This is a genomic window from Lelliottia nimipressuralis (genome assembly GCF_004402045.1).
In the GTDB taxonomy this organism is placed as follows: domain Bacteria; phylum Pseudomonadota; class Gammaproteobacteria; order Enterobacterales; family Enterobacteriaceae; genus Enterobacter; species Enterobacter chinensis.
The window spans coordinates 617,977-640,136 of the sequence record NZ_SOMG01000030.1; the positions used below are offsets into that span (position 1 = coordinate 617,977).

22 protein-coding genes are annotated in these 22,160 nt (G+C 57.8%); 14 read left to right on the forward strand and 8 right to left on the reverse strand.

The genetic code is table 11. From position 1 onward, the window contains the following. Window positions 1-174 precede the first annotated feature (174 nt). Window positions 175-840 (forward strand): MarC family NAAT transporter, encoded by a 666-nt coding sequence (locus tag E3U32_RS20610; protein ID WP_134350275.1) that lies wholly within the window; start codon window positions 175-177, stop codon window positions 838-840. Window positions 841-924: 84 nt separating this feature from the next. Here E3U32_RS20610 and E3U32_RS20615 read toward each other — a convergent pair whose 3' ends face one another. Beyond that, complete coding sequence (locus tag E3U32_RS20615; RefSeq protein WP_134350276.1) at window positions 925-2,121, reverse strand: sugar transporter; 1,197 nt, start codon at window positions 2,119-2,121, stop codon at window positions 925-927. Between the two features lie 177 nt (window positions 2,122-2,298). On the opposite strand from E3U32_RS20615, the gene E3U32_RS20620 reads away from it, so the two are divergent. Together E3U32_RS20620 and E3U32_RS20625 are read left to right on the forward strand one after the other, a co-directional pair. Further along, window positions 2,299-3,087, forward strand: coding sequence for a PhzF family phenazine biosynthesis protein (locus E3U32_RS20620; protein ID WP_134350277.1), 789 nt, complete (start codon window positions 2,299-2,301; stop codon window positions 3,085-3,087). A 27-nt stretch (window positions 3,088-3,114) separates the two neighbouring features. Next, on the forward strand, window positions 3,115-3,906 hold the full coding sequence (locus E3U32_RS20625; protein ID WP_134350278.1) for a PhzF family phenazine biosynthesis protein: 792 nt from the start codon (window positions 3,115-3,117) through the stop codon (window positions 3,904-3,906). Here the strand turns inward: E3U32_RS20625 and E3U32_RS20630 are convergent. The 6 genes from E3U32_RS20630 to E3U32_RS20655 form a co-directional block, all read right to left on the reverse strand. Next, a complete protein-coding gene (locus tag E3U32_RS20630) occupies window positions 3,903-4,580 on the reverse strand; it encodes an SDR family NAD(P)-dependent oxidoreductase (protein WP_134350279.1) in 678 nt (225 codons plus the stop codon). The genes E3U32_RS20625 and E3U32_RS20630 overlap by 4 nt on opposite strands. Before the next feature lies 1 nt (window position 4,581). Beyond that, window positions 4,582-5,052: a YhcH/YjgK/YiaL family protein gene (locus E3U32_RS20635; protein WP_134350280.1), complete on the reverse strand. Its 471-nt coding sequence runs from the start codon at window positions 5,050-5,052 to the stop codon at window positions 4,582-4,584. Then, complete coding sequence (locus E3U32_RS20640; protein ID WP_134350281.1) at window positions 5,049-6,212, reverse strand: sialidase family protein; 1,164 nt, start codon at window positions 6,210-6,212, stop codon at window positions 5,049-5,051. The genes E3U32_RS20635 and E3U32_RS20640 overlap by 4 nt, the downstream gene beginning before the upstream one ends. A gap of 1 nt (window position 6,213) precedes the next feature. Further along, window positions 6,214-7,626 carry a sodium:solute symporter family protein gene (locus tag E3U32_RS20645; protein WP_134350282.1) on the reverse strand — a complete coding sequence of 471 codons (1,413 nt, stop codon included), beginning with the start codon at window positions 7,624-7,626 and terminating at the stop codon, window positions 6,214-6,216. A 76-nt stretch (window positions 7,627-7,702) separates the two neighbouring features. Then, window positions 7,703-8,587: a dihydrodipicolinate synthase family protein gene (locus E3U32_RS20650; protein ID WP_134350283.1), complete on the reverse strand. Its 885-nt coding sequence runs from the start codon at window positions 8,585-8,587 to the stop codon at window positions 7,703-7,705. A 17-nt stretch (window positions 8,588-8,604) separates the two neighbouring features. After that, window positions 8,605-9,747 carry an iron-containing alcohol dehydrogenase gene (locus tag E3U32_RS20655; protein WP_134350284.1) on the reverse strand — a complete coding sequence of 381 codons (1,143 nt, stop codon included), beginning with the start codon at window positions 9,745-9,747 and terminating at the stop codon, window positions 8,605-8,607. A gap of 173 nt (window positions 9,748-9,920) precedes the next feature. Here E3U32_RS20655 and dtnK point away from each other — a divergent pair, with 173 nt between their 5' ends. From dtnK to E3U32_RS20675, 4 genes are all read left to right on the forward strand, one after another. Then, entirely contained in the window at window positions 9,921-11,138 is a 1,218-nt protein-coding gene (gene dtnK / locus E3U32_RS20660; RefSeq protein ID WP_134350285.1) for a D-threonate kinase, read from the forward strand. After that, window positions 11,131-12,117, forward strand: a complete 987-nt coding sequence (locus E3U32_RS20665; protein WP_134350286.1) for a D-threonate 4-phosphate dehydrogenase — start codon at window positions 11,131-11,133, stop codon at window positions 12,115-12,117. The genes dtnK and E3U32_RS20665 overlap by 8 nt, the downstream gene beginning before the upstream one ends. A 1-nt stretch (window position 12,118) precedes the next feature. After that, a complete protein-coding gene (locus E3U32_RS20670; RefSeq protein WP_134350287.1) occupies window positions 12,119-12,880 on the forward strand; it encodes a DeoR/GlpR family DNA-binding transcription regulator in 762 nt (253 codons plus the stop codon). A gap of 81 nt (window positions 12,881-12,961) precedes the next feature. Beyond that, the gene (locus tag E3U32_RS20675) at window positions 12,962-13,444 is read left to right on the forward strand and encodes a GNAT family N-acetyltransferase (RefSeq protein WP_134350288.1); all 483 of its coding nucleotides are present in this window, start codon (window positions 12,962-12,964) and stop codon (window positions 13,442-13,444) included. Here the strand turns inward: E3U32_RS20675 and ptrR are convergent. Further along, window positions 13,398-14,276 carry a putrescine utilization regulator PtrR gene (ptrR, locus tag E3U32_RS20680; protein WP_134350289.1) on the reverse strand — a complete coding sequence of 293 codons (879 nt, stop codon included), beginning with the start codon at window positions 14,274-14,276 and terminating at the stop codon, window positions 13,398-13,400. The two genes, E3U32_RS20675 and ptrR, sit on opposite strands and share 47 nt — an antisense overlap. A 98-nt stretch (window positions 14,277-14,374) precedes the next feature. Here ptrR and sad point away from each other — a divergent pair, with 98 nt between their 5' ends. The 7 genes from sad (at window position 14,375) to E3U32_RS20715 (ending at window position 22,053) form a co-directional block, all read left to right on the forward strand. Beyond that, window positions 14,375-15,763 (forward strand): succinate-semialdehyde dehydrogenase, encoded by a 1,389-nt coding sequence (sad, locus tag E3U32_RS20685; protein WP_134350290.1) that lies wholly within the window; start codon window positions 14,375-14,377, stop codon window positions 15,761-15,763. Window positions 15,764-15,870: 107 nt separating this feature from the next. Then, complete coding sequence (locus E3U32_RS20690; protein ID WP_134350291.1) at window positions 15,871-17,460, forward strand: methyl-accepting chemotaxis protein; 1,590 nt, start codon at window positions 15,871-15,873, stop codon at window positions 17,458-17,460. Between the two features lie 62 nt (window positions 17,461-17,522). Next, window positions 17,523-18,449 (forward strand): glutaminase B, encoded by a 927-nt coding sequence (gene glsB / locus E3U32_RS20695; RefSeq protein WP_134350292.1) that lies wholly within the window; start codon window positions 17,523-17,525, stop codon window positions 18,447-18,449. Further along, on the forward strand, window positions 18,449-18,811 hold the full coding sequence (locus tag E3U32_RS20700; protein ID WP_134350293.1) for a DUF4186 domain-containing protein: 363 nt from the start codon (window positions 18,449-18,451) through the stop codon (window positions 18,809-18,811). Before glsB ends, E3U32_RS20700 begins: the two co-directional genes overlap by 1 nt. A gap of 107 nt (window positions 18,812-18,918) precedes the next feature. Further along, the gene (locus E3U32_RS20705) at window positions 18,919-20,367 is read left to right on the forward strand and encodes a GGDEF domain-containing protein (RefSeq protein WP_134350294.1); all 1,449 of its coding nucleotides are present in this window, start codon (window positions 18,919-18,921) and stop codon (window positions 20,365-20,367) included. 110 nt (window positions 20,368-20,477) lie between these two features. Beyond that, complete coding sequence (locus E3U32_RS20710) at window positions 20,478-21,443, forward strand: sensor domain-containing diguanylate cyclase (protein ID WP_134350295.1); 966 nt, start codon at window positions 20,478-20,480, stop codon at window positions 21,441-21,443. Between the two features lie 82 nt (window positions 21,444-21,525). Further along, window positions 21,526-22,053 (forward strand): GNAT family N-acetyltransferase, encoded by a 528-nt coding sequence (locus E3U32_RS20715; RefSeq protein ID WP_134350296.1) that lies wholly within the window; start codon window positions 21,526-21,528, stop codon window positions 22,051-22,053. Window positions 22,054-22,160 lie beyond the last annotated feature (107 nt).

Consider the following 22,160-nt stretch of genomic DNA (forward strand, 5'->3'; position numbering starts at 1 on the left):
GCCACGAATTGCTAAAACGTTTCATGAACTATTTTTGAGGTCTTTCAAATCAGATAGATAACTGTCAGTTATCATTTCTGGAGGAAAATAATCGTTACGTTGCGCCCATGGCTGAATGTCACACTTTCACCCTATAATTGCTGTGTTAAATATGGATAAGGACAACAACGCACTATGTTGGATTTAATAAAAGCAATCAGCCTTGGGCTGGTGGTCTTGCTGCCGTTGGCTAACCCGTTAACGACGGTGGCGCTGTTCCTCGGGCTGGCAGGGAATATGAACAGCGCCGAGCGCAACCATCAGTCGATGATGGCCTCGGTGTATGTGTTTGCCATCATGATGGTGGCCTACTATGCCGGACAGGTGGTGATGAACACCTTTGGGATTTCCATCCCTGGCCTGCGTATCGCCGGGGGGCTGATTGTGGCCTTTATCGGTTTCCGCATGCTGTTCCCGGCGCAAAAGGCCCATGAGTCGCCGGAGGCGGTTAGCAAATCCGAAGAGCTGGAAACCGAACCGAGTGCGAATATTGCGTTTGTGCCGATTGCCATGCCGAGCACGGCGGGGCCGGGTACCATTGCGATGATCATCAGCTCCGCGTCGACGGTGCGCGACAGCGCAACCTTCCCTGACTGGGTGCTGACGGTTGCACCGCCGCTGATTTTTGCGATTATCGGGGTTATCGTGTGGGCGTCACTGCGCAGCTCCGGCGCCATTATGCGCTGGGTAGGCAAGGGCGGTATCGAGGCGATTTCCCGTCTGATGGGCTTCTTGCTGGTCTGTATGGGCGTGCAGTTTATTATTAACGGCGTGCTGGAAATTATTAAGACCTATCACTGATGTCTTGCCCGGCGGCGCTTCGCTTGCACGGGCCTACGGGTTTTGTAGGCCGGGTAAGGCGAAGCCGCCACCCGGCAAGAAGGCTCACCCATGCTGCCCCTGTTCCTCCAGCGCCACCGGCCATTTACGGAAGATGAGCACTGACCAGATAAGTGCCACCAGTGCCGGAATGGCACCCAGATAGCCAATCGCCGACATCGACACGTGCAGGCTGACCTGATTTCCCACCAGCGCCCCCGCGCCAATACCCAGATTGAAAATCCCGGAAAACAGCGACATCGCCACGTCCGTCGCATCCGGTGCCAGAGCCAGCACTTTCACCTGCATGCCCAGGCCAATAACCATGATCGCCACGCCCCAGAACAGGCTGAGGATCGCCAGATGGCTCTCGCTGCCCGCGGCGGGCATCAGCAGCAGCAGGCAGGCCAGCAGCAGGCCGATGGCGCTGCTCACCAGCAGGGAGGCATGCCGGTTACCCAGCTTACCAAACAGCACGCTGCCAATTATGCCCGCTCCGCCGAGGATCAGCAGTAAAACGGTGGCAAAGTTCGCGCTAAAGCCTGCCACAACCTGCACAAACGGTTCAATGTAGCTGTACGCCGTGTAATGGGCCGTCACCACGATGGCGGTCAGCAGGTAGATGCTCAGCAGCGCAGGGCGGCGCATCAGCAGCGGCAGGCTTTTCAGCGAGCCGGAATGCTCGCTGGGCAGCGCGGGCAGCAGTTTTATCAGGCACACCAGGGTAATCAGCGCGCCCATGCCGATGGCGAAGAAGGTGGTACGCCAGCCGAAGTATTGCCCCACGATGCGGCCAATCGGCAGACCCAGCACCATCGCCAGCGCGGTGCCGGTGGCCAGCAGGCTCAGCGCCTGAGCGCGTTTACCCGCTGGCGCCAGGCGAATAGCCAGCGACGCGGTGATCGACCAGAACACCGCATGGGCAAAGGCAATACCGACGCGGCTAATGACCAGCACCGTAAAATTCCACGCCATAAACGACAGGACATGGCTGGCAATGAACAGCACGAACAGACCGATCAGCAGCTTGCGCCGCTCTATCTGGCTGGTCAGCAGCATAAACGGCAAGGACATCAGCGCCACCACCCAGGCGTAGATGGTCAACATAATGCCCACCTGAGCCGTTTCCATCTGGAAACTTTCAGCGATGTCAGACAACAGCCCAACCGGAACAAATTCTGTGGTGTTAAAAATAAACGCGGCAATGGCCAGCGTGACCACGCGTAGCCACGCAACCTTGCGGGAAACTGTGTTCGTTGTCATAGGGATGTCGGAGATTCGTTGCTGAAAAGAAGAGGAGACGATCTTAAAACGTCGAACGGCGAAAACTCAACCATTATGTGATGCAGATCTCAATATTTACCTTATGAAAGCGGTAGCCGGGAACGCTGTTTTCATTGAATATAAAAGAACAACACAATAAAAACAGGCGGTAAGACAATGCAGGAGATTGATTTTTATCTGGTCAATGCGTTCAGCGATACATCATTTGGAGGCAACCCTGCCGCCGTTTGTCCGCTGAAAGCGTGGTTACCCGATGAGACCTTACTGAAACTGGCGCAGCAGCATAACCAGTCAGAGACGGCCTTTTTCGTCTGCAGTAAAGGCGGCATTGAGCTACGCTGGTTTACCACGCTGACCGAAGTCAATCTCTGCGGTCATGCTACGCTCGCGGCGGCGCACGTCCTGTTTACTGAACTGGATTACCCTGATTCGCGGATCCACTTTGATACCGCGTCTGGCCGCCTGACGGTCAGCCGGGAAGGAGAGTGGATGACGCTGGACTTCCCGGCATGCCCTACCCAGGAAGAGACGCCCCCGCCGGAGATGCTCTCGGCGTTGGGCATCAGCCGCTACGTTGAAGCCCGTAAAGGGCGCGCCTGGCTGATTGTTCTGGACAATCGCCAGCAGGTTGAAGCCCTCACGCCAGACATTTCGGCGATGACGCCAGGCGAACATAAAGTGAGCGTTACGGCGCGGGGTGAGGATGAATACGATTTTGTCAGCCGCTTTTTCTCCCCGGGGGTATCCGTCCCGGAAGACCCGGTCACCGGCTCCGCACACACGATGCTGATCCCGTACTGGAGCGAAAAGCTGGGCAAAACGACGATGTTTGCCCGCCAGGTTTCAGCGCGAGGCGGCGATGTGCGCTGTGAGCTGAAAGGAGCGCGCGTGCTGATGGGCGGGCAGGCCACACTTTATCTGAAAGGCACAGTTTTTCTGCGCTAAATAGCCATAACAAGAGAGGAAGAGACAATGCAGGAAATTGATTTTTATCTGGTGGATGCCTTCAGCGACAAAACCTTTGGCGGCAACGCCGCAGCGGTATGTCCTCTGCAAGAGTGGTTGCCGGACGAGACGCTGCTCAAAATGGCGCAGCAGCATAACCAGTCGGAGACCGCCTTTTTCGTGCGCACCGACGGTGGGTATGAACTGCGCTGGTTTACCACGCTGGGTGAAATTAACCTCTGCGGTCATGCTACGCTGGCTGCATCACACGTCATTTTCGAATACCTTGATTATCCGCATACCGAGATCACCTTCACCACGCGCTTTGTCGGCGAGCTGACCGTCAAACGCAGCGGCGACTGGCTGACGCTGAACTTCCCCGCGTGGTCGACGGAAGTCGTCGAAAACTCACCAGAGGTGCTGTTTAGCGCGCTGGGCATTACCGGGGCGAAAGAGGTGCGCGCCGGTCGCGATTACATGGTCGTGCTGGAGAGTCAGCAGCAGGTGGAAGCGTTAACGCCGGATATTGGGGCGATGCTTCCGCTGGATAAAATGGTCTGCGTGACGGCGCCGGGAGACCAGTATGACTTCGTCAGCCGCTTCTTCTGCCCGGGGGAAGGGGTGCCGGAAGATCCGGTCACCGGATCCGCTCACAGCATGCTGATCCCGTACTGGAGCGAAAAGCTGGGTAAAACATCACTGAACGCCCGCCAGGTGTCGTACCGTGGCGGGGATCTGCGCTGCGAACTGAAGGGCGACCGGGTGCTGATTGGCGGCCAGGCTACCCTGTACCTGAAAGGGCGTATCTTCCTGCGCTAGCTGAGTGAGGCGCCGCCGCATATCACCATCTCCTGGCCGGTGATGGCGGCGGCGTCGTCGCTAAGCAAGAAATTCACCAGTCCCGCCACCTCTTCTGGCGCGATGAGACGCCCGATTGGCGGACATTTGGGCGGTGAAGTTTCTCTCCCCGGCGCGCTGAGCATCGGCGTTTGGGTGGCGCCTGGCGCGACCACGTTAGCGGTTATCCCGCGCGGAGCCAGTTCCGCCGCCCAGCTTCTGACCATCCCCACCATCGCCGCTTTGCTGGCAACATACTGCGATCGTCCTGCTGCACCGCGGGAGGTTCTGCTGCCTATCGCCACCAACCGTCCACCCGGAGCCATTGCGGGCGCAAAATGGTTAAACAACGCCTCACAGGCCAGGACGTGGAGCTGCCACAGTGACGCGCTAACGCGGCTTTCCAGCTGGCCCAGCGGCGCGGCGGCCATCATCCCGGCGGCATGGATCACCGCCCGGGGCGTGGCGATGGTGTGCAGGGCGTTGCTTAGCGCGCCCTGGTCGGTAATATCAACACGAAGGCAGGTGAAGCCCGGGGTATCCGGCATCACGGCCCGTCGGCTGAGCCCGGTGACCTGCCAGCCCTCCGCCAGCAAACGCTTAACGATAGCTTCACCAATTCCGGAGCTGGCTCCGGTGACGACGGCGTGACGCATGTCAGACCTCCAGCATCGCGCGCGGAATTTTAAACACCGCTTTGCGCAAGGTCATCGGTGCCTCTGCGGCGCACAGTGCCTGGTGAGGTTCACCGGGACAAAAGACCGCAAAGTCGCCTGCGGCCAGGCGGATCCTCACGCTGTGCCCGGCTGATGAAGCAATAAAGAGATCCGGTTTACGCTCTTCGTCACCCGGCCTGCCTGCGGGAAGCGCGCCAGCGTAAATATGCTCTTCACCGGCTAATACGATTTGGATATCCGCCCACTGATGATGATACTCCGTGTGCCGCTCGGCGCGCGGCTGGGTTTGCGCCGGGCCGACGTGGCAAAACCATGGCGCATCGTCTGGCTGCCAGCGCCCGTCATCGCGTTCGCTGAGCGCCTTAAGCGTGCAGTCAGGGCGCGAAAGCAGGGCGTACAGCGCGGGCGGTAGCCCTGCCAGCGGCAGGGCGTTGAGATGTCCGATAATCATACTGGCTCCTTGATCCATTCTGGCGTCACCCGCACGTATTTGATGGCCTGACGGAAATACGTATACGCGATATGCAGATCCCCTTCAGGTCCCTGCTTGATGCTGGGATAGGAGAATTCGCGATTGAGCTTTTCCAGGGAGTTGTTGGTCATACAGTAGCCATCCCCCTCGTCCAGATGACGTTGCCACGGCCAGCTTTTCCCGCCGTCCGGCGAAATGGCGACCGTCATCGGGGCGCGCGGTGCGCCCCAGAAGGCAGCCCGACCGTCGGTGACAACCGGCTCTTTACGACCGTCACCATCGTCAATTTCATCGTATAGCGAGGCGCGACGTTCCCGCGCGCCGGCGGCGCTCATGGCGTTAAAGACAAGCGCCAGCTCACCGCTCGCAAGCGTGGTCACCTGGATAGACGAGTTGTTATTGGGTAACTCCGTGGGCTCCGGTACGGACCAGCTTTCACCGTTATCGGTTGACTGGCTGTAATAAATATTGTCCGCCCAGCGGCTGCGGAACAGCGCCACCAGGGTGCCGTTACTGAGCGGGGTGATGTTCATATGGACGCAGCCCAGGCTGTCCGGCACCTCGACATCGCGCCACGTTTTGCCGCCGTCTCCGGAGATTTTTACCGCGCTGATGTCATCGTTGCCGACCCATTTCTCGCCCGGCCGCGTGCGGCAGTAAAACACCGGCAGCAGCCAGCTGCCGTTGTCCAGCACAACAATCGGCTGGCGGATAAACGTGCCCGGTTTATCAAGCAGGGTCGCGATGTCCCCCCAGGTTTTACCCAGGTCCCGGGACTGGCGATAGCGCACAATGGCCGTGTCCTGATTACCCGAGATTTGCGCGGTCCACAGCAGCCACAGCACGTTGTCCGGGGCCAGGAACAGAACCGGGTTTTGTTCGGAACGCGTGGCATCGTCCGACAGTTTTACCGCATCGCTCCACTGCTGGCTGCCCGGCTTCAGGCGTGAACCCCATACGGAGATATCCGCAATGCCTTCCTGAGTTCCCCCAAACCAGACGCACATCAGCGAGCCGTCCGGCAGCGGCAGTAGATTCGCCGCGTGGTTTTGTGGGCAAGAGGAAGGCAGCATGGCGGCCTTAACGTGAGCATCCTGTTGCGGGCGAATAATCCCGTCGCGGGTTATGGTTACAGACATATCAGACTCCATTATTTTCAACGGGGGTTGGCGCTTTACCCTGCGCTTTTCCAGGAATGAGACGGTCGATCGCCATGATGACGGCTGGGGTTACCAGGGCGACGTACATATTGTTGATGCCGAAAGGATCGCCCAGCAGATACCAGACGGAGGTCACGACGCAGGCACCAATCAGGCCCGCATTGGCACCGCGGGTGCTGCGGAAGAACGGGGCGTAAAACGCGATAACGGCCACCACTGAAATCGACAGGCGAATGGCGCGGGTAAAGAACGAGAGCTTCAGTACTTCAGGCACCAGCAGAACAAAAATCAGCGGCAGGAAGCCAATCAGCAGGGAGATCCAGCGGGTGGCTTTAAACTCCTGCTCGGGCGTCGGGTTGCGCATCGGCACGTAAAAGTCTTTTACCACCAGGGAGGCGATGGCCAGCGCAACGGTACTGACGCTGACGAAGATGGACGCCACCAGAGAGGTGGTCACCACGCCAGCCAGCCACGGGTTCATATCCTGCAGGAAAATCGGCATCGCATAGAGGCTGTCGATCTCCGGGTGCAGGTATTTTGCCGCCACGCCAATCACCGCGATGGCCAGCGCAATCGGCAGGCAGAAGAAGAAGGCGACCCAGGTGGAACGCTTAGCGGATTTCACGTCTTTGGTGGAGGAAATCGCCTGAATGACAAACTGGGTACAGAATATGGAGCCGATGGTGCCAATGAGCCACGCGAAAATAGTCGTCGCGCCGATGTTGCCATCCCAGGTCCAGTAGAAGTCCGGCATGTTTTCAATCATCGGCGTAAAACCGCCGGTTTTCGACAGCGCAAAGCCCATAATGGCGAGGATGCCGAAGTATTTCAGCGCGCTGTGCAGCACCGTAACCCAGGCCACGCCCTTCATGCCGCCAAAGGCAAAATAGAAGGTACTGACAATGGCCGTAATGAAAGCGGCAACAGGAAGATTCACTTTCAATACCGTGGAAATGGCCGCTGCGCCGCTAACGTAATTCCCCACGTTAACCAGCAGAAGGGCGTAAATCATGATGATGGAGATAATGTTTTTGGTGCTGTTACCGTATTTTTCAGCAATCGCACCCGAGATGGTGATTTTCCCGGTGTTGTATATGCGCTTTACCAGCAACAGGCCAAAGAGCGGGAAGCCAATCGCGGCCCCGATAACGGACCATGACGCGGCAAACCCGCCTTCAAACGCCGCCTGCGCGGTGCCGATGGTGGATTTAGCGCCAATATACTCGGACATCAACAGGATCCCGACGATAAACGCCGGCATCGCGCGGGAGCCTTCCATAAAGTCCCCGGAGTTTTTACTGCGGATCCGGAAGGTCAGCCAGGTGGTGAACAGGATGTAGGCAATGACTATGCCCACAATAATCAGGGTATCTTCAGCGGTAAAATTATTCATCTTTGCCTCTCTTCAGGGCGAGTGAATCCTGGGCACCTCAGGCACCCGGTATTCTTATGGACGAAACCAACGCCGGTTAGTTCAGTGACGTTGTCACTATTCGACGTATCTCTGCAAGCTGCTTATCGTTAAACGCCACGGCATAGCGGCTTTCGCCGACCTCTTCTCCCATAATCTGCAGCGCTTTTTTGACGGCGGCAGGCGAAAACGCCACGTTGTACAGATCTGTGCGCAGCTGCGTGACGCTCTCCTGCGCCAGCCGGGAACCTTCGATATCACCCGCGTTAAAGCGTGACCAGATGGCGTTGATGGCCGCTGGCGCCACGTTCGCCAGCCCGGAAATACAGGCCGAACAGCCGTCGACGAAACACTGGTGGATCAGTGAATCCGGACCGTTCAGCACGTCGAACCCGTCAATGTCGCTTACCGCATTGAGGAATCCGCGCAGGCTCTCGTAACTTCCTGCGCTGTCTTTAATACCGATGATGTTGGGATGCCCGGCCAGCGTGCGTACGGTCGCGGGCTCTATGGTGTTGCCGGTACGCGCCGGAATGTTGTACAGAAATACCGGCACGTCCAGCGCGTCGGCGATAGCGGTGTAGTGTGCAACAAGTTCAGCCTGTTTCAGCGGAACGAAGTAAGGGGTAATGACGGAAACGGCATCGACGCCCAGCATGGCGATCTGTTTCCCCAGACGGATGGTTTCGCGGGTTGAGATCTCCCCAATGTGCGCCACGACCGGCGCGCGCCCGGCAACCGCCTCCACACAGGTACGGGTGACGGCGATTTTTTCCTCTTCGTTCAGCACGAAGAACTCGCCGTTTGTGCCGCCGCAGAAAATGCCGTTGCCCGCGCTGAGCTGACGTTCGAGCTGTCGTTTAAGACCCGACAGATTCAGCGCGCCTTCCGTGTCAAAGGGGGTCACGATGGCCGTCAGCACGCCCCTGATTGTGTTACGCATTTCTCACTCCTTCGATATTAATGTTGGGGGAACAGCGTCCGGTAAATTGCCTGCACCTCGTCGTGGTTGACCTGGTAAGGGGCGTTGTTCATTAACCGTTTAACGTTAAGGGCCGCATCGCTCAGTGCGGCGATGTCCTCGCGTGGGACACCCAGCGTCTCCAGGTTGTCCGGCAGGTTGAGCCTGCGCACCAGCGCGGCAAAGTATTCCACCAGCGCGTGGGATTTATCTTCGTCTGATAGCGTCGTCTCCGCGCCGGGCACCAAATTCCAGACTTGCGCAAATTTCGTCACGCAGTGGGGACGAACCACGCGCATGCAGGGCGCCAGGAGAATGGCGTTGGCGACGCCGTGCGGCAGGTGATATTTGCCGCCGAGCGGATAGGAAAGGGCGTGAACCAGATGCGTGCCGGCGTGCGCAATGGCGACCCCGCCGTAGTAAGACGCCCACAGCATCTCCAGCTTCGCCATCAGATTGCCCGGTTCGGCGCAGGCCGTTTCAATGTTGTTGAGCAGCTTAGACAGGCCCATCAGCGCGGCGTTATCGCTGACCGGGTTGGCGACCGTTGAGGTGAAACACTCTATCAGATGGCACAGGGCATCAATCCCGGTGGATGAGGCAATGTGCGCGGGCATGCTGGTCGTCAGCTCCGGCAGCAGGGCGACGTAATCGGGCAGCAGCACGGGGGAGATAATGCCCACTTTCGTGTTTTGCTCCGGTATGGCCAGAATGGCATTCGGCGTCGCTTCCGAACCGGTTCCGGCAGTAGCCGGGATCAGCAACGAGGAGATACGCGCCACGGGTTTTGTTCCCGCCAGCAGGCTGTCCAGCCCCGGTGACTGCGGGTGGCAAAGCACCGAAAGCAGTTTGGCTACATCCAGTACGCTCCCCCCACCGAGCCCGACGACCAGACCAAACGTTCCCGTTAACCCGGCGAGCAGCTGGCTCACATCATGGTGGGAGGGTTCAGGCGGCACCGTGTCAATAATCGTGACGCGGCGGTTGTCCTCTTCGAGGATCGCGCGGATCTGCTTCGCCGCCTCCAGACGCGCAATATTGCCGTCCGTCACCAGCAAGAGCTGCGTTTTATCAGTCAGTAACGGCCTGATGGCGGCGATAGCATTCGCGCCGCTAATAATGGTGCTGTTGATCGTACCCAAACTTTTCTCCTGTCTCTGTGCCCATGATTGATTTCGCTCAAATAAGACGCTTCATGGTCATCGTGTGGCTAAATTTATAATTTATTCGCAAACTGATTAACTTGATCTTGCTCACATATAATCAATCATGATTGAATATAATCATTAACAGGAAAGGCGAACCCGGAGTGGGGATGAAAGTGAACAATCTGTACAGAGAGGTCGTGGTCGTCGCAGATGACTTTACCGGCGCTAACGATGCCGGCGTCAGCCTGGCGCTGTGCGGCAAAAAAGTCAGCGTGGCGTTTCATACGCCTTTTACCCAGCCGACCGATGCGCTGATCGTCAATACCGATTCCCGGGCGCTGCGGGCATCGCAGGCGGCGGAAAAGGTGGCCGCTCTCGGGGCGGATATCGCAAATGCCCGCTGGCTCATCAAAAAGATGGATTCCACGCTGCGCGGCAACGCGGGGGCTGAGTCACAGGCCCTGAAGGCATTAAGCGGCAAGCGACAGGTGATTGTTGCCCCGGCATATCCTGCGGCAGGGCGCATCACGCGGCACGGCAGGTGTCTGGTAAACGGCATTCCGGTTAATGAAACCGAATTTGCCAGCGATCCCAAAACGCCCGTCCCGTCTGCCGCTATTGCTGACCTGTTTACCGACGTGAGCGTTAAAAACGTGACCGTGAGGACGCTGACAGCCGAACTGGCGCAGGGAACGGAGTGGCTCATCGTTGATTCACAGACCGACGAGGAGCTGGACGCCATTATCGCCGCCGCGCTGGGCTGCGCGCAGACGCCGCTGCTGGTGGGCTCGGCCGGGCTGTGCGATGCGCTGGCCCGTCATCTGGCCCCGGCCCGACACAAACAGCTGCTTGCCGTGGTGGGCTCAATGAGTGAGATCGCTCAACAACAAATTACGCGGGCTAAAGGTATGACGGGCGTCTCGTCGGTATTCATCAATGTGAATGACGCGCTGCGCGGCGACGCGGACGGGTATCTCGAACAGATTGCGCAGGTGCTTCAGGCTGGCCATCACTGCATTGTGCATACCTGCGCGGGCCAGGAGGCTCGACATCAGGTGGAGCAACTCTGTCAGCTGCATCACGTCACCCGCGCAGGCCTGGGCGAAAAAATCTGTACGTTTTTAGGCGAATTAACCCGACAGGTGCTTGCGGTGCACGAGCCGGACGCGCTGTACGTCTCCGGAGGCGATGTGGCGATGGCTGTCGCCAGGGCACTTGATGCCCGCGGGTTTGAAATTACCGGATGCATCGCACAGTGCGTACCGGTCGGACAATTTCTGGGTTGTAGCTGGCAGCGGCCGGTAATGACCAAAGCAGGGGGCTTCGGAAAGGAAGAGACGCTGCTTGAGGTTTTGCATTTTATCGAGGAGAGACTGAGTGACTAAAATCATCGCTGTAACCATGGGTGACCCGGCCGGCATTGGCCCGGAAATCATTATCAAATCCCTCACCGGGGGCGAGCTGTCAGGGGCGCCTGTCGTGGTGGTGGGCTGCGCCAGAACGCTGCAGCGGGTGCTGGAGAAAGGGATCGCCGGGCAGGCGGATATGCGTATTATCGACGCGGTGAGCGACGCGCATTTTGCCCCGGGCGTGATTAACGTGCTTGACGAACCGCTTGCGGATCCTGATGCACTAAAGCCGGGCGTCGTGCAGGCTGCGGCAGGGGATCTGGCCTATCGCTGCGTGAAGCGTGCCACCGAACTGGCGATGGCGGGCAAGGTGAAGGCTATCGCGACGGCGCCGCTGAATAAAGAGGCACTGCACCTTGCCGGTCACCTTTATCCCGGGCATACCGAGCTGCTGGCGCACCTGACCAACAGCAAAGATTACGCCATGGTGCTGTATACCGATAAGCTTAAGGTGATTCACATCACCACCCACATTGCGCTGCGCAAATTCCTTGATACGCTCAATCAGGATCGGGTAAAAACCGTGATTGGCATTGCGGATAGCTTCCTGAAACGCGTCGGGTTCGAGCATCCTCGCATTGCCGTTGCCGGCGTCAACCCGCATGCGGGGGAGAACGGCCTGTTTGGTGATGAAGAGATCAAGATTGTCGGCCCGGCCGTTAAGGCGATGAAAGCGCAGGGGTTAAACGTCACCGGACCGTGTCCGCCGGATACGGTATTTATGCAATGTCACGAAGGAATGTATGACATGGTCGTTGCGATGTATCACGATCAGGGGCATATTCCGCTAAAATTACTCGGCTTTTACGACGGGGTGAATATCACCGCCGGCTTGCCGTTTATCCGTACCTCAGCAGACCACGGAACCGCGTTCGATATTGCATGGACCGGTAAAGCCAAGTCTGAGAGCATGACGGTGTCTATTCAGTTGGCTATGCAAATCACACGGGAATGATATGAAGGGATATAACCGGTTAGAGCAGATAATGGATTACCTGAAAGGGCACAATCTGGTGACGGTGGATCAGCTGGTGGCGATTACCGATGCCTCGCCAGCGACGATTCGTCGGGATTTGATCAAGCTCGATCAGGAAGGGGTGATCAGCCGTACCCATGGCGGGGTCACTCTCAACCGGTTTATTCCTTCCCAGCCCACGACGCATGAAAAAAAGCAGCGCAGCCTGGCGGAAAAGCACGCTATCGCCAGCGCGGCCGCGAGCTTTGTTAAAGCAGGTGACGCCATTGTGCTCGATGCCGGTACCACGATGATTGAACTCGCGCGTCAGCTGACGCATCTGCCGCTTCGCGTCATCACCAGCGACCTGCACATCGCGCTGTTTCTCTCGGAGTTCCGCCAGATTGAGGTGACGATTATCGGCGGACGTATCGATGATTCGAGCCAGTCCTGCATCGGTGAACACGGGCGTCGCTTGCTACAAAACGTGTGGCCGGACGTGGCTTTTGTCAGCTGTAACGGATGGGATATCACCCGCGGCATAACGTCGCCAACGGAAGAGAAGGCCGCGCTGAAGCGTGATTTACTTGCCAATGCAAAACGTCGCGTGCTGCTGGCGGACAGCTCCAAGTACGGTGCCTGGTCGTTGTTTAACGTGGCGCATCTTAATTCGCTCACGGATATTGTCACCGACAGCAGACTGGATGAGACGACGCAGGCGCAGCTTCGGGAGCTGGATATCCCGCTGACGCTGGCGTCATGACATAAGTTAATACTATGAAGCACCCCGGCAGGCCTGCGCTATGTTCAAATTTAGTCTCAAAAAAAAAGCAAGGAGCCTGCCATGTATTCCATTACCTCTGAATCTGCACGTCACCCGGACATTCTCAAACTGATCGCGGCGCTTGACCGCTACCAGAGCGAGCTCTATCCCGCCGAAAGCAATCATCTGCTCGACCTGGCTGCGCTGCCGGAAGCCTCGCTTATCCTGATGGTCATTCGCGACCAGCAGCTTCAGGCGGTCGGCTGTGGGGCCATTGTGCTCAACGGCGACGGAACGGGGGAGATGAAGCGGGTCTATATCGACCCGGCTCATCGGGGGCAACATCTCGGCGAAACGCTGCTGGCCGCCCTGGAAGATGAGGCCCTGAGCCGTCATTGCCATACGGTACGGCTGGAGACGGGCATCAAACAGCGCGCCGCGGTTCGTCTTTACGAACAGTGCGGATACGAAATGCGCCCGGCGTTTGCCCCGTACGTTGACGATCCGCTCAGCCTGTTTATGGAGAAGGCGCTGGTTGAAGACGTTCGTTTAGCAGCGCTATAAAGGCTTCCAGCTGGCGGGTCATCGCCCCACGGCGCCACACCAGCCAGGTGGTGAGCCAGCGCCAGTTTTCCGCCAGCGGCCAGGATTCAACCTGATGGTGTCCCGGCATACTCTCCAGCATTGAGCGCGGCATCAGTGCGATGCCCGCACCCGCGATGACGCAGGCGAGCATGCCGTGATAGGACTCCATCTCATGAATGCGGCCGGGCGTGGCTCTGTCCGCATGAAACCAGCTCTCCAGATGTCGACGGTACGAACAGTTTGCGCGAAAGGCGTAAACGTCGCTGCCGCTGACCTGCGTGGCGCGTGAGATTTCCGCCTGACCGGCAGGCGTGACCAGCATCATCTCTTCCCGGTAGACCGGCATACCCTCCAGCTCCGGGTGCGACAGAGGCCCGTCAACAAAGGCGGCGCTTAAGGTTCCCTCCAGCACGCCGTCAATCATCGTCCCGGATGGCCCGGTAGAAAGGGCAAACTGAATGCGCGGATAGCGCTGGTTAAACAGCGCCAGCGTTTCGGGGATGCGCACCGCGGCGGTGCTCTCCAGCGCGCCGAGGGCAAATAACCCCTGCGGCTCATCGCCCGCCACGACCATGCGCGCTTCATCCACCAGCGCCAGGATCTGCCTGCTGTAGCGCAGGAAGTTATGCCCGGCGGGGGATAAACGCAAACGCTGGTTCTCCCGAATAAACAGCTCAACGCCCAGGTCAGCTTCCAGCTGGCGGATGCGGGTCGTCAGATTGGACGGCACGCGATGCACCTTCTGCGCCGCCTGGGTGATGCTGCCCGTCTGCGCGACGGCGTTAAACATTTCAAGCTGGGTTAGGTCCATAGTATTCTCGTTTCGTGAACAAGGTGGTTAGTATTATTCATTTTTAAGAAATAGCAGAGTGGGCCACAATCAATCAACCGAAATACGTGGAGAACAACATGACTTATTCATCTGCTACACATGCCCTCTCTGTTAACCCGGCAACGGGTGAAACCCTCGCCGCGTATCCGTGGGCAACGCCTGCCGACGTTGAGCGCGCCATTTCGCAGTCCGACGCGGGGTATCGCCAGTGGCGGCGCGAAAGCGTTTCCCACCGGGCGCAAAAGCTGCGCGATCTCGGCGCAGCGCTGCGAAACCGCGCTGAAGAGATGGCGCAGACGATCTCCCGAGAAATGGGAAAACCCATCCTGCAGGCGCGGGCGGAAGTGGCAAAATCCGCCGCGCTGTGCGACTGGTATGCCGAGCACGGCCCGGCGATGCTGCGCGCGGAACCCACGCTGGTGGAAAACCACAATGCGGTGATTGAATACCGTCCTCTGGGGCCGATTCTCGCGGTGATGCCGTGGAACTTCCCGCTCTGGCAGGTGCTGCGCGGGGCGGTGCCCATCCTGCTGGCGGGAAACAGTTATCTGCTCAAACATGCACCAAACGTGCTCGGTTCGGCCGAACTGATTGCGCAGATAGCGGCTGACGCCGGTATTCCAGCCGGCGTTTTCGGCTGGGTTAATGCCACTAATGACGGCGTCAGCCAGGCAATTAACGATAGCCGTATTGCGGCGGTGACCGTCACCGGCAGCGTGCGTGCCGGTGCGGCGATTGGCGCTCAGGCCGGGGCTGCGCTGAAAAAATGCGTGCTTGAACTGGGTGGCTCCGATCCGTTTATCGTTCTCAACGATGCCGACCTCGATCTTGCCGTGAAGGCTGCGGTGGCGGGGCGCTACCAGAATACCGGGCAGGTATGCGCCGCGGCAAAACGCTTCATTGTGGAGGAGGGTATCGCGGAGTCCTTTACCCAACGATTTGTCGAGGCTGTTTCTGCGCTGAAGCTCGGCGCACCGGATCGGGAAGAGAACTTTATTGGCCCGATGGCGCGTTTTGACCTGCGCGATGAACTGCATCAGCAGGTGCAGGTCACTCTGGCAGAAGGGGCAACGCTGCTGCTGGGCGGGGAGAAGATCAGCGGAGAGGGCAATTACTACGCGCCAACCGTACTGTCGAACGTCACCCCGTCGATGACGGCGTTCCGCCAGGAACTGTTTGGTCCGGTCGCGGCCATTACGGTCGCGAAAGACGCAGAGCACGCCCTGACGCTTGCAAACGACAGCGACTTTGGCCTGTCTGCCACCGTCTTTACCGCTGACGCAGCGCTTGCGGATAAATTCTCCCGCGAACTGGAGTGCGGCGGCGTGTTTATCAACGGCTTTAGCGCCAGCGATGCACGCGTGGCCTTCGGTGGCGTGAAGAAAAGCGGTTTTGGCCGCGAGCTTTCCCACTTTGGGCTGCACGAGTTCTGCAACGTGCAGACGGTGTGGAAGGATCGCGTGTAATTTTTTCGGCCCTCATCTCGAGGGCCGTTGTCATTTCTCTGCAATGGTTCTGTCATTTTCATTTCGTAGACTCCCACGCGTCTAACGCATTGTTAATGAAGAAAATCATGAACCTAACGCAAATTTTTCGCCGTATTGCGCAGCGTCTTACCCCTCGTCAATTTGGCCTGCTGACGGGTATCTTTTGTATTATTGGCCTTTTCTCCGCGCTGCAGCTCTCCTCGTCATTCCTGCTTAACGCCTCCCTGAACGAAGCCCAGCGCAACGAGCAGCACAATCTGCTGGCCTGGCAGCAGCAGAGCAAGCTGGATCTGGCCCGTGTGTCTCTGCTGGCCGCAAGCGATCTGCTTAACCGCTCCGGCGTCTGGTTTATGCAGGATAAAGAGACCGGCTCCGACGGAAGCTGGCACAGCCTGATGGATGAGGCGCAAAAGGCGCTGACGGTTTCTCAGCAGGCGTGGAAGGCCTGGCTGGCGCTGAACCCGCCGAAAGACGATGCTCTGGTGAACAGCTATCAGCTTTTCTACGGCGCGATCGAGGAGCAGGCGGAAGGGCTGATTAAAACCAACACCATCGACGCTTTTTTTGCCGTACCGTCTCAGGCTTTTCAGACTGATTTTAACGACAACTATGCGCGCTATCAGCAGGCAAGCGAGAAGCAGGCTATGCAGGGGCGTCAGAGCCTGATGGCGCAGCTCTCCGGGCTGCAAACGTTGTTTCTGTTTGCGCCGGTGCTGCTGCTGGCCATCGCCGTTGCCGTCTGGTTTGGCATGTCCAGATGGGTGATTACGCCGCTGCGCCGGTTGATTGCGCATATTAATCAGCTGGCGGCAGGGGATCTCTCCGGCACGCAGCCGGATGTCATGCGCTTTAACCGGGAAGTCGGGCAGCTTAGCGACAGCATTGACACTATGCAGCACGGCCTGCAGCAGCTGGTGACGCAGGTTAGCCATGCGACAGCCACCATGGTGGAGAACATTGGCTCCCTGGCGCAGGGTAACCAGAAGCTGTATCAGCAGTCGGCACGCCAGGCGAAAGAGCTTGAGGACGTGACGGCGCATATCGCGACGCTGGAAACCCATGTGGAAGGGAATACCGGCTATGCCCGGCTCGCCAGCTCGCGAGCGGATGAAGCGCGTCAGGCTGCCGTGGGCGGCGACCAGATGATGTCTACCGTGAATGCGTCGATGCAGGCGATCGTCGACCGATCCTCAGAGATGCGCGGGATCGTGGCGATGATCGACAGCGTGGCGTTTCAGACGAACATCCTGGCGCTGAACGCCGCCATTGAGGCCGCCCATGCCGGAAACCAGGGACGCGGCTTTGCCGTCGTCGCCCGGGAAGTCGGGCTGTTGGCCAGAAAGAGCAGCCACTCGACGCAGACCATTCAGGAGCTGATCAACCGCTCCTTGCAGGGCATTGAGGACGGCTCCCGCGCCGTAAACCTGATGGAAGAGAATTTGCAGCAGGTTACCGGTCTGGTGGGCAATTTAAGCAGTTTGCTGAATGAGATCTCCACCGCCACGCTCAGCCAGGGGGAAAGTATTCATCAGATGACGCGCCAGCTTCAGGCGTTGAATCAGGTCTCCCGCCAGACCGACAGGCTGGTCTCTGACGCCTCGGAGGCCTCGGAACGTCTGCAAAAGCAATCCGATCTTTTATTGCAGGCCGTTTCGCGTTTTCGTCTCAGTGCCTGACGCAATACATAAGCCTCTGTTATACTCGCAGCCCGTTTTAGCCTGAGGGCAAGGAGCAAAGTGTGGCTGCGGTCATCCATAATGAGATGCTGGACGAGATTCTGGCGCAGGTTCGTCCGTTATTGGGAAAGGGGAAGGTTGCCGACTATATTCCGGCCCTTGCCTCGGTCAGCGGGGATAAGCTGGGGATTGCTATCTGTACCATCGACGGACAGCGGTTCCAGGCCGGCGATGCGACTGAACGTTTTTCCATTCAGTCCATTTCTAAAGTGCTAAGTCTGGTGGCGGCGATGCGCCAGTATGAAGAAGATGAGATCTGGCAGCGTGTCGGCAAAGACCCTTCCGGCCAGCCTTTTAACTCACTGCTCCAGCTCGAGATCGAACAGGGCAAGCCGCGAAACCCCTTTATCAACGCCGGGGCGCTGGTGGTCTGCGATATGCTGCAAAGCCGCCTCAGCGCGCCGCGTCAGCGCATGCTGGAGATTGTTCGTCAGCTCTCGGGCGTTGACGATATTGCCTACGACTCGGTGGTCGCTCGCTCGGAGTTTGAACACTCCGCCCGTAACGCGGCTATCGCCTGGCTGATGAAATCCTTCGGCAACTTCCATAACGATGTGGCGACGGTGCTGCAAAACTACTTCCATTACTGCGCCCTGAAAATGAGCTGCGTTGAGCTGGCTCAAACGTTCCTGTTCCTGGCGCACCAGGGACATGCGCCGCATCTCGATCAGGAGGTGGTTTCTCCGCTACAGGCCCGCCAGGTGAACGCGCTGATGGCCACCAGCGGGATGTATCAAAACGCCGGGGAGTTTGCCTGGCGCGTCGGCTTACCGGCGAAATCGGGCGTCGGCGGCGGAGTGGTGGCGATTGTACCGCATGAAATGGCGATTGCGGTCTGGAGCCCGGAGCTGGATGATACGGGAAATTCGCTCGCCGGCGTGGCGGTTCTGGAGAAACTGACCCAGCGTCTGGGGCGGTCCGTATACTGATGTCCGATCTGGATCCTCTCTTTTCCCGCCTGGCGCGATCGACGTTTCGCTCGCGCTTTCGCTTAGGCGAGAAGGAACGACGGTACTGCTGGGACAAAGGCCCCGAAACCATTGACCAGCATGCCGCTGATTTTGTCGAAAAGCGCCTTGCGCCTGCACACCCCGCGAATGACGGCAAACAGACGCCTATGCGCGGTCATCCGGTGTTTATCGCCCAGCATGCCACGGCCACCTGCTGTCGGGGCTGTCTGGCTAAATGGCACCACATTCCGCAAGGTGTTCAGCTCACCGTTGAGCAGCAACATTATATTGTCGGCGTGATCCACCACTGGCTGGTATTACAGATGAACGCCCAAATTTGACGAGTTATGATCCTGTTGTAATTGTGTTATAGATGCATCCTAAGTTAGTCCCGACAACGCTGACGACCGCAATAATTGCCATAAGCTCTCATATGGAATGATATTTAATGCGTTCTGCTCTTACTGCCTTCAGGCTCTTTCAACCGGACACGCCGCTGCGAAATGCAACGACGATCTTTATTCTCACCACTTTATTCTATTTTGTGGGGGCGGAATTACGGCTGGTTGAGGCCTTGTCGCTGTTCTGGCCGCTGAATGGCGTCATGGCAGGGATTTTCGCCCGCTATGTTTACCTGAATCGCCTGCATTACTATGCGGTGTGCTATGTCGCTATGCTGTTGTACGATGCGGTAACGACCAACTGGGGGATGGCCTCAGTGGTGATTAACCTGTCGAACATGATCTTTATCGTCGTTGTCGCCGTGCTGGTTCAGCGCGACAGGCGGCTGATGAAGAAAACGCCCGATCCGCTTAACGCCTTACGCCTGTTTAACTACTGTCTGATTGCCGCGCTGCTTTGCGCGCTGCTCGGCGCGGTGGGGTCGGTCGGGATCGACACTCATAGCTTCTGGCCGCTGTTTGCCGACTGGTTTAGCGAGCAGTTCTCAACCGGCGTGCTGGTGGTGCCGTGTATGCTCACGATAGGCATGTCCGCGCACGAGTTCAGGTTACGTCTGGAGCAGCTGTTCCCGGTTATTGCACTGATTGTTTCGGTGGCCGCGTCGGTGGTGATTGGCGGGGCGGGGAGTCTCGCCTTTCCGCTGCCTGCGCTTATCTGGTGTGCGGTACGCTACTCATTGCCTGCAACCTGTCTGCTGACGTTTATCACGGGCACCACTGAAATTATTCTGGTCGCCAACTCGGTGATCAATATTGCCGTGGCGACGCCGTTTACGACCCCCATGATGTTCTCAGCCCGGCTGGGTATTGCCACGATGGCGATCTGCCCGGTGATGGTGTCCGTGAGCATGGCAGCCATTAATTCCCTGATCCGCCAGGTTTCACTGCGGGCGGATTATGATTTCTTAACGCACGTCTATTCGCGCTCCGGGCTTTATGAGGCGCTAAAGCATGAAGAGTCGCACCGCCATTCGCGTTTTCTGACCGTCATGCTGCTGGATATCGATTACTTCAAAAGCATTAATGATAACTACGGCCACGAGTGTGGAGATAGGGTACTGGCCTCGTTTGCCCGACAGGTTCAGCAGGTGGTCGGTGAAGACGGAATGGTCGCGCGCATGGGCGGGGAAGAGTTCGCGGTGGTGGTCAACTCGGGCGATGCGCAAAATGGTTATGCACTGGCGGAACGTATCAGAACTACCGTTGCCAGTCACCCTTTTACATGGCGCCAGCAAACGCTCTATCTGACGGTCAGTATTGGCCTCGGGAGCGGAAGGTCTGAGTCATGGCAGTTGACCGAGGTCTTCAACACGTTGATGGCCGAAGCGGACGATCATCTCTATCGTTCAAAAAAAGCGGGTCGAAATCGTACCAGCGCCCGGGTGTCGGACGAGCACATTGCTGCGACCGCCGGGAGCGAAACAGAGCTGCGTTAATCGTCATAAGGCATTGACGTGAATAGTAAGCGGCTTAACAGGATAGTCGAACACTGACAATGTCTCTGTTTAAGCTACGCTTTTAGTAAAGCTTTACGTCAGGAGACATTATGAAAGCACCAGCAACCCCTGAAAATGAAACAGACAGACTGAACTCACTGCGCGAATCGGGTCTGCTTGAGATCGACAGTTCCCCGGCGTTTGACCGCCTCACGCGCCTGGCGAAACGCTTCTTCCAGGTGCCGCTGGCAATGGTCAATCTCATTGATGAGCATTCGCTTATCGTGAAGTCGGCCGATGGTCAGGCCCCCGGTACCGTTCCGCGGAACATCTCATTTTGTGGCCATACGATCCTTTCCGAAGCACCGCTGGTGGTGGTGGATATGCTGCAGGACGATCGTTTTGCGGATAATCCGCTGGTGGCCGGTGAACCTCGCGTGCGTTTTTACGCGGGCTTCCCGCTGCGCTTGCGCGATGGCGCAAGCGTGGGCTCGCTGTGCCTTATTGATTACGCGCCCCGGGAGTTTTCCGCGGCCGATCTCGCCGTCCTGGGAGACCTTGGTGCGCTGGCGGAAGATGAATTTGCCGCAATCAGCGCGGCAACCACGGATGAGTTAACCGGGTTATTCAACCGTCGGGGCTTTAATCAGCTTGTGAGGTTTACGCTTTCCGTTGCCCAACGCCGGGCTGAGCCGTTGACGCTCGGCTGGCTGGATCTGGATCGCTTTAAGGAAATTAACGATCGCTACGGTCATGAAGAGGGGGATAAGGCCCTGAAAGTCATGGCGCAGCTGATGCGCGCCTCTTTCCGTGAGGCGGATCTGCTGGTGCGTTTTGGCGGGGATGAGTTCGCCGTGCTGTTCGCGGATACCGACGAGAAGGGCGCCTGGATTGCGATGCAGTATCTTGCCGAGCAGGTGGAAAAGTATAATGCCCGCAAGCTACACCCCTGGTCGCTTCTGTTCTCCTGGGGGCTGAGTGAATTCGACCATAATGGCAACGACCTCCAGCAGTGGCTGAAGGACGCCGATGAAAAGATGTATGCCATGAAACAGCAGCGCCAGCGGTCCGGTTGACATAGTAAAAACCTATGTCCGATCCATTTGCGTTAAGAAGATGTTAAATGCAAAGTGAGTGTATTCTACACAAGGGAAAACAATGAATACCTCACTGCAAATCAAAAACCTCACCCGGGAAGAGATCCTCACCCATCTTGATACGCTGGCCGGGATCCTCGAAAACTGCGTAAACGGCGGGGCATCCGTCAGTTTTATGCTGCCTTTTAGCCTCGATAAGGCTCGATCTTACTGGCGCGGGATAGCAGACAGCACAGGACGCAATGAGCGTCTCGTGCTTGCCTGTATCGACCCGCAGGACGGCGTTATTGGCACGGTGCAGCTGATCGTCGACCAGCCGGAAAACCAGCCGCACCGCGCGGATGTGGCGAAACTGTTGGTTCATGAGAAAGCGCGCCGGAAAGGCGCTGCGATGGCGCTTATGGAAGCGCTTGAAGTGGAGGCCAGGGCAAGGAACATTTCTGTTCTGGTGCTCGATACTTCCACCGGCAGCGGGGCTGAGACGTTCTACCAGCGCGCCAGCTGGCAAAAGGTCGGTGAGATCCCGCGCTATGCGCTGATGCCGGACGGCGCTATGACGGCCACGTCCGTGTTCTATAAGTTCTTATAATTATTTTGCACAACCGCACCGCGGATTGATCAAAACAGGGTTTCTGGTCGTTAAGTTTTGATAAGTTATCGTACCAATCTTATCAGGCTGTATGACTAATTATAAAA

What these genes read in the sequence shown, in the direction of transcription:
- E3U32_RS20610 (WP_134350275.1), top strand. Translation starts at nt 175, where the DNA reads ATGTTGGATTTAATAAAAGCAATCAGCCTTGGGCTGGTGGTCTTGCTG.
- E3U32_RS20615 (WP_134350276.1), bottom strand. Translation starts at nt 2,121, where the DNA reads ATGACAACGAACACAGTTTCCCGCAAGGTTGCGTGGCTACGCGTGGTC.
- E3U32_RS20620 (WP_134350277.1), top strand. Translation starts at nt 2,299, where the DNA reads ATGCAGGAGATTGATTTTTATCTGGTCAATGCGTTCAGCGATACATCA.
- E3U32_RS20625 (WP_134350278.1), top strand. Translation starts at nt 3,115, where the DNA reads ATGCAGGAAATTGATTTTTATCTGGTGGATGCCTTCAGCGACAAAACC.
- E3U32_RS20630 (WP_134350279.1), bottom strand. Translation starts at nt 4,580, where the DNA reads ATGCGTCACGCCGTCGTCACCGGAGCCAGCTCCGGAATTGGTGAAGCT.
- E3U32_RS20635 (WP_134350280.1), bottom strand. Translation starts at nt 5,052, where the DNA reads ATGATTATCGGACATCTCAACGCCCTGCCGCTGGCAGGGCTACCGCCC.
- E3U32_RS20640 (WP_134350281.1), bottom strand. Translation starts at nt 6,212, where the DNA reads ATGTCTGTAACCATAACCCGCGACGGGATTATTCGCCCGCAACAGGAT.
- E3U32_RS20645 (WP_134350282.1), bottom strand. Translation starts at nt 7,626, where the DNA reads ATGAATAATTTTACCGCTGAAGATACCCTGATTATTGTGGGCATAGTC.
- E3U32_RS20650 (WP_134350283.1), bottom strand. Translation starts at nt 8,587, where the DNA reads ATGCGTAACACAATCAGGGGCGTGCTGACGGCCATCGTGACCCCCTTT.
- dtnK (WP_134350285.1), top strand. Translation starts at nt 9,921, where the DNA reads ATGAAAGTGAACAATCTGTACAGAGAGGTCGTGGTCGTCGCAGATGAC.
- E3U32_RS20670 (WP_134350287.1), top strand. Translation starts at nt 12,119, where the DNA reads ATGAAGGGATATAACCGGTTAGAGCAGATAATGGATTACCTGAAAGGG.
- E3U32_RS20675 (WP_134350288.1), top strand. Translation starts at nt 12,962, where the DNA reads ATGTATTCCATTACCTCTGAATCTGCACGTCACCCGGACATTCTCAAA.
- ptrR (WP_134350289.1), bottom strand. Translation starts at nt 14,276, where the DNA reads ATGGACCTAACCCAGCTTGAAATGTTTAACGCCGTCGCGCAGACGGGC.
- sad (WP_134350290.1), top strand. Translation starts at nt 14,375, where the DNA reads ATGACTTATTCATCTGCTACACATGCCCTCTCTGTTAACCCGGCAACG.
- E3U32_RS20690 (WP_134350291.1), top strand. Translation starts at nt 15,871, where the DNA reads ATGAACCTAACGCAAATTTTTCGCCGTATTGCGCAGCGTCTTACCCCT.
- E3U32_RS20700 (WP_134350293.1), top strand. Translation starts at nt 18,449, where the DNA reads ATGTCCGATCTGGATCCTCTCTTTTCCCGCCTGGCGCGATCGACGTTT.
- E3U32_RS20705 (WP_134350294.1), top strand. Translation starts at nt 18,919, where the DNA reads ATGCGTTCTGCTCTTACTGCCTTCAGGCTCTTTCAACCGGACACGCCG.
- E3U32_RS20710 (WP_134350295.1), top strand. Translation starts at nt 20,478, where the DNA reads ATGAAAGCACCAGCAACCCCTGAAAATGAAACAGACAGACTGAACTCA.
- E3U32_RS20715 (WP_134350296.1), top strand. Translation starts at nt 21,526, where the DNA reads ATGAATACCTCACTGCAAATCAAAAACCTCACCCGGGAAGAGATCCTC.